The organism is Microbacterium xerophyticum (assembly GCF_053543555.1).
This window is the reverse complement of sequence record NZ_JBLVOB010000009.1, coordinates 227,354-233,666: the sequence shown is the minus strand read 5'-3', so window position 1 is coordinate 233,666 and position 6,313 is coordinate 227,354. Positions and strand designations below refer to the sequence as shown.

General features: G+C 65.8%; 5 protein-coding genes. All 5 read right to left on the bottom strand.

Features of this window, described 5'->3' with window-relative positions:
• Positions 1-57: 57 nt before the first annotated feature.
• The gene (locus ACNPNP_RS19030; protein ID WP_448967602.1) at positions 58-1,176 is read right to left on the bottom strand and encodes a substrate-binding domain-containing protein; all 1,119 of its coding nucleotides are present in this window, start codon (positions 1,174-1,176) and stop codon (positions 58-60) included.
• A 28-nt stretch (positions 1,177-1,204) separates the two neighbouring features.
• Complete coding sequence (gene mmsB / locus ACNPNP_RS19025; protein WP_448967601.1) at positions 1,205-2,524, bottom strand: multiple monosaccharide ABC transporter permease; 1,320 nt, start codon at positions 2,522-2,524, stop codon at positions 1,205-1,207.
• A complete protein-coding gene (gene mmsA / locus ACNPNP_RS19020; protein WP_448967801.1) occupies positions 2,521-4,071 on the bottom strand; it encodes a multiple monosaccharide ABC transporter ATP-binding protein in 1,551 nt (516 codons plus the stop codon). The genes mmsB and mmsA overlap by 4 nt, the downstream gene beginning before the upstream one ends.
• Before the next feature lie 150 nt (positions 4,072-4,221).
• The gene (locus ACNPNP_RS19015; protein WP_448967800.1) at positions 4,222-5,235 is read right to left on the bottom strand and encodes a LacI family DNA-binding transcriptional regulator; all 1,014 of its coding nucleotides are present in this window, start codon (positions 5,233-5,235) and stop codon (positions 4,222-4,224) included.
• A 109-nt stretch (positions 5,236-5,344) separates the two neighbouring features.
• The coding region (locus ACNPNP_RS19010; protein WP_448967600.1) for an ROK family protein at positions 5,345-6,313 on the bottom strand (969 nt) is incomplete at its 5' end.

Below are 6,313 nucleotides of genomic sequence, written 5' to 3'. Positions count from 1 at the left end.
GGAGATGTGTATAAGAGACAGGGTCCGGCACGGCTCGCGCGTCCCCAATGGGAGTCGTTACTTGTACGACTCCACGATCTCCAGGAGGGTCGGAACGTTGGCGTAGGCCTCTGCCGCGTTCTCCTTCGTGACGATGACCGGGTCGAGCAGGTACGACGGGACGACCTTCGAGCCGTTGTCGTAGGACTCGGTGTCGTTGACCTCGGCCTCCTCGCCCTTCTGCAGCTGGCCGACCATCTTGATGGCCTGCTCCACGAGCAGCGCGGTGTCCTTGTTGATCGTGGAGTACTGGATGCCCTCCATGATCGACTTCACCGACTCGACCTCGGAGTCCTGACCGGTGACGACCGGAACGCCCTTGCCCGCCTGCTGCGCAGCCGTGAGGATGGCGCGGGCCAGGGTGTCGTTCGGCGACAGCACGCCGTCGAGCACGACGTCACCGCCGTACGATCCGGTCAGCAGCGTGTCCATGCGGTTCTGCGCGTTCTCGGCCAGCCAGCCCTCCGTCGCCGTCTGGGCGATCTCGGTCTGACCCGAGACGACGTTCAGCGTGCCGTCGTCGATCGCCGGCTGGAGAACCTCCATCGCACCGTCGAAGAAGACGGCCGAGTTGGCGTCGTCCGGCGAGCCGGAGAACAGCTCGATGTTGTACGGCGCCTCGTGACCGGCGCGCTCGGCGAGCCCGTCGAGCAGGGCCTGGCCCTGGAGGTTGCCGACCTTGAAGTTGTCGAACGCGACGTAGTAGTCGAGTGCGTCGGTGTTCTCGATCAGTCGGTCGTACGCGATCACGTAGGCGCCGGCATCCTTGGCCGCCTGCACCTGCGTGGCCAGCTGCTTGCCGTCCTTCGCGCCGATGATGATGACCTTGGCACCGTTGGTGACCATGGTCTGGATCTGGTTCTGCTGCTCGGCGACGGTGTTGCTCGCAGGTGCGTACTGGACGTCGGCCTTGTAGCCGGCTTCCTCCAGACCGTCGGTGAACAGCTGACCGGCCAGAACCCAGTTCTCGCTGGTCTTGTCCGGCAGCGCGACACCGATCGTCGAGCCTGCTTCGAATCCGGTGACTTCCTCGTCGGTGCCGCCTCCGGTGTCGCCGCCACGTTCGCCGGAGCAACCGGTGAGGGCGAGAGCTGTCGCGGCGACAATCGCTGTGGCCGCAAATGCCATTCTCTTCATGCGATCTCTTTCTGTTTCTTGGTGTGGATTACTTGGACTTGGGATAGTCGGTGAGGTTGGGGGCATCGGGTCGATTGCGCTTGCGCATCATGAACCCGATCAGCGACGGCCGCCCCTGCTGCTTGTTCCAGACGTCCACGCCGACCGCGACCAGGAGCACGAGGCCCTTGATCATCGAGACGACGTCGGCACCCTGACCGAGCAGCTGAAGGCCGTTGTTGAGGAACGCCATCACGAGACCACCGATGATCGAGCCGATCACGGTGCCGATACCACCGGCGACGGCGGCGCCGCCGATGAACACGCTCGCGATCGCGTCGAGCTCCCACCCGTTGCCGTCACCGGGGCCGGAGGCCTGCGAACGTGCGACGAAGATCATGCCGGCGAGGGCAGCGAGCACGGACATGTTCATCATGACGAAGAAGTCGACCCAGCGGTCCTTCACGCCGGAGAGACCCGCCGCCTGGCGGTTGCCGCCGACGGCGTAGATGTGCCGGCCGAAGACCGTGTTGCGGGTGATGAACGAGTAGATGATGACGAGTGCGAGCAGGATCAGCCCGGACACCGGGAAGCTCGTGCCTGGACGACCGGTGGCGAACATCCAACCGGCGGCGAGCACGACCACGGACAGCAGCACGACCTTGGTCACGCTCACCCACAGTGGCGCCATGTCGGAGCCCATCTTGCGCTGGACCCGGCGAGTGCGGATCTCCCAGAAGACCAGCCACGCCACCGCGAGAAGGGCGAGGGCCATGGTCGGAACGTTGAACGGGAGCGGAAGGGCGACCTCCGGCAGGTAACCGGCGCCGATGTACACGAACTCCTTGGGCACCGGGATCGACTGCGAGTTGCCGATCCACTGGTTGGCGCCGCGGAAGAACAGCATGCCGGCCAGCGTCACGATGAACGCCGGCACCCCTACGTATGCGACCCAGAACCCCTGCCAGGCGCCCACCAGCGCTCCGACGACGAGGCCGAGCACGATCGCGAGCGGCCACGGGAGGTTCCATTCCGCCATGGATTTCGCGACGATGATGCCGACGAACGCCGCGACCGAGCCGACCGAGAGGTCGATGTGACCCATGATGATCACCATCACCATCCCGATCGCGAGGATCAGGATGAAGGAGTACTGGTTGATGACGTTGATCAGGTTGCCCGGCGTGAGCGTCGCACCGTTGGGGCCGTTGCGCACGAGTGTCAGGATCTCGAACAGCAGGACGATGACGATCAGGCTGCCGAAGATGCCGAACTGACGCATCGAGGACTGCGCGCCGCCGAACATCTTGCGGATGTCGCGGAAGTGGAATCCCTGATTCTTGACCTCGGGGGTCGTGCTGGTGCTCATGCGTTCGCTTTCTGATTCGTGGAGGTCATGCTGCGCATGAGCGCCTCCGGAGTTGCCTGGTCAGCGGGGATGCAGTCGGTGACGCGCCCCTCGAAGATCGTGTAGATGCGGTCGGAGATGCCCATCAGCTCGGGCAGCTCGCTGGAGATGACGATGACGCCCTTACCCGAAGCCGCGAGCTCGTTGATGATCGAGTAGATCTCGTACTTGGCGCCGACGTCGATGCCGCGGGTCGGCTCGTCGAGGATCAGCAGATCGGGGTCCGTGAACATCCACTTGGCGAGCACGACCTTCTGCTGGTTCCCGCCGGAGAGCTTGTTGACGCCCTCTTCCACGGTCGGCGTCTTGATGCGCAGCGCCTTGCGGTACCGCTCGGCGACAGAGAACTCCTCGCGGTCGTCGACCACTCCCCTGGTCGAGATCTTCGAGAGCTTCGCCGACACGATCGCGCGCTTGATCGTGTCGAGCAGGTTCAGCCCCAGCGTCTTGCGATCCTCGCTGACGTACGCGAGGCCGTGACGGATCGCGCTGGAGACGTCGCGGAGCTCGATCTCCTCACCGTCCTTGAACATCTGGCCGCCGAGGAAGTTGCCGTACGAGCGGCCGAAGATGCTGCGGGCGAACTCGGTGCGTCCGGCTCCCATGAGGCCGGCGATGCCGACGACCTCGCCACGGCGGACGGTGAGCCCTGAGCCCTTGACGACCATGCGCTCCGAGACCGTCGGATGCTGCACCCACCAGTCCTTGACCTCGAAGAAGACCTCGCCGATCTCGGGGGTGCGGTCGGGATAACGGCTCTCCAGGGAGCGCCCCACCATGCCGCGGATGATGCGGTCCTCGTTGATCTCGCCCTTGGTGATGTCGAGGGTCTCGACGGTGCGACCGTCGCGGATGATGGTGATCTCATCGGCGATCTGCTCGATCTCGTTGAGCTTGTGGCTGATCATGATCGACGCGATCCCCTTGGCCTTGAGGCCCAGGATCAGATCGAGCAGGTGCTGCGAGTCGTTCTCGTTCAGCGCCGCCGTCGGCTCGTCGAGGATGAGCAGGCGCACGTCCTTGTTGAGTGCCTTGGCGATCTCGATGAGCTGCTGCTTGCCGACGCCGAGATGCTTGATCGCGATGTCCGGGTCCTCGTTGAGGCCGACGCGGGCGAGCAGTTCGGTGGCACGCGTCTTGGCCGCGCTCCAGTCGATGACGCCGCCGCTCGCGATCTCGTTGCCGAGGAAGATGTTCTCGGTGATCGACAGCTCGGGGATCAGCGCGAGCTCCTGGTGGATGATCGCGATGCCGGCCTGCTCGCTGGCCACGATGTCCTTGAAGCGCTGCTCCTCGCCGTACAGCAGGATGTCGCCGTCGTAGGTGCCGTACGGGTAGACGCCGGAGAGCACCTTCATCAACGTCGACTTGCCGGCGCCGTTCTCACCGCAGATGGCATGGATCTCACCCGCGCGTACGGTGATCGAGACGTCGGAGAGTGCTTTGACTCCGGGGAACTCCTTGGTGATGCCGCGCATCTCCAAGATCGGCCCCGACACTGCTGGCATCGCTGCTGTGCTGCTCACGGATCTTCCTCGATACTTGACGGCCGTTCTTAATGTGACCGTTCACATGAGACACAATATTGCGCCTCTTGATCTCCGGTGTCAAGTACGGGACCTCTGTCGTTGCGCTATCGAGACGCGGACGCGACGGTGTCAGCGCGAAGCGCTGGAGGAGCGCAGCCGCAGCTGCGGCACGGCGGGGCCGAATTCCGGCACTTCCTCACCGCGGATCTGCGCCAGCAGGATGTGCACGGCGCGCTGCCCCAGCGACGGGAAGTCCTGGTGCACCGTGGTCAGCGGGGGCCAGACGTGCGCGGCGACGGGGATGTCGTCGAACCCGACGACGCTGACCTGGCGCGGCACCTCGATCCCGGCATCCCTGAAGCCGTGCATGAGGCCGATCGCCATCAGATCGTTCGCCGCGAAGACCGCCGTGAAGTCAGGGCGGCGCGCGAGTTCCGTGCCGGCGAAGTAGCCGAAATCGGCCGTCCAATCACCACGGATCGGCGGGAACGTCGGCAGATCGGCTTCGCGCAGCGCCTCGAGGTACCCGCGCATTCGCGACTCCGCCTCGATCCAGTCCTGCGGTCCGGCCAGATGCACGATGTCACTGTGCCCCAGCGATATCAGATGCTCGGTGACCGCGCGCGCCCCGTCCACCTGGGCGGCGGAGAGCGAGAACCCGTCGGAGCCTGAGGCGGTCTGCAAGCTGACGAACGGCACGCCGACGGCCATGCCGCGCAGCACGTTGAACACACGCACCTGCGGCGCCAGCACGACGATCCCGCTCACCTGCTCCCGCCCGAGCTGCCTGATCGCGTCGCCGATCGCCTCCGGCGTCGTGGCCGGCAGATTCACGGTGGTCACCGAGTACCCCTCGACGCGCGCGGCATCCTCGATGCTCGCGATCGACGAGGTAGGTCCGAACTCCCCGATCGTGGCCGAGAGGATCCCGATCGTACGAGAACGACTCGTGACGAGCGCTCGTGCGGCGAGGTTCGGCTTGTAGTCGAGCACCGCGATCGCATCCTGCACGCGTTTCTTGGTCTCAGGACGGATGCTGGGGTGATCGTTGAGCACACGGGAGACCGTCTGGTGGGAGACACCCGCCAGCCGCGCGACATCGCGGATACTGGGCAGTCGTGCGCGCTCGGAGGCACTGGACATCATTGCGGCCTCCTCCCATGTGCACGATCACATCGTCACTTCATTATGTCTGCTCGCGCAGATCGGCGCACGTCATGGCCCCTGGGCCGAGGGGCACGACCGGCGAAGGCTAGACCCGTGGTGCCCTGGCCACCGGATCGACCAGCAGCGACTCGAATGCGAGTTCGGCGGGTGCGATCTGCATCAGGTGCGACCTCATGTGCGCGCGTTCGAGACGCACGGTGCGACCCTCGGCGCCCACGGGGTGCAGTCGGACGGCCGCTGACAGACGCTCTCTGCTCGTCGCCAGCAGCACACCGAGATAACCGGACAGCACGACCATCTGCGGTGCGAACGCGTTGACGAAGTTCGTCAGCGCGACCGAGAGCACATCGACCTGCCGCGCCACCTCTGCGAGGGTGACCGGGTCTCGTACGAGGCCGAGTTCGATGTCGAGCTCGTCCTCGTCGAGTCCGCGCCTGCCCAGCAGCGCGAGCACCTTCGCCGGGTGCACCTCGACCTGGAGGCATCCGCGGCGTCCGCACGAGCAGAGCGCTCCCGACGTGTTGACCACGGTGTGGCCGAACTCCCCCGCGAACCCCGATGTGCCGCGCACCAGTGCGCCGTCCAGGACCAGCCCGCCGCCGATCCCGTTCATGGATCCGCTCAGGTACAGGACGTTGTCGACGTCTCGTCCGACGCCGAAGCGCGTCTCGGCCATCGCACCGACGCTCGTGTCGTTGCCGACCGTCACCTCCATGCCGATCGCATCCGCGAGCCGGTGCGCGAGGTTCTCCCGCCGCCAGCCGAGCGAAGGAGACAGCAGCACCGTCCCGCCGCTGTCCACGAGCCCTGGAACGGCGACGCCGGCGCCGACGAGGCGGTAATGGCGATCGATGTCCGCACGCATGCCGTCGACAAGAGATGAGGTCAGCTGGGCGAATCGCCTCGGGTTCGGAGGTTTGGCGAGGTCGTGGCGCACTCGGGAGTGCACGGCCCCGCCGAGGCCGACAAGAGCCACGGACACGGCGTGCGGGTCGGCGCTCACGCTCAGCGCGACGACGCGGTCCTCCGCCGCGACTCCCAGCGACGGGGGGGG

Bases quoted from the DNA above. Each gene is read 5' to 3' on its own strand.
- ACNPNP_RS19030 (WP_448967602.1), bottom strand. From the start codon at position 1,176: ATGAAGAGAATGGCATTTGCGGCCACAGCGATTGTCGCCGCGACAGCT.
- mmsB (WP_448967601.1), bottom strand. From the start codon at position 2,524: ATGAGCACCAGCACGACCCCCGAGGTCAAGAATCAGGGATTCCACTTC.
- mmsA (WP_448967801.1), bottom strand. From the start codon at position 4,071: ATGCCAGCAGTGTCGGGGCCGATCTTGGAGATGCGCGGCATCACCAAG.
- ACNPNP_RS19015 (WP_448967800.1), bottom strand. From the start codon at position 5,235: ATGTCCAGTGCCTCCGAGCGCGCACGACTGCCCAGTATCCGCGATGTC.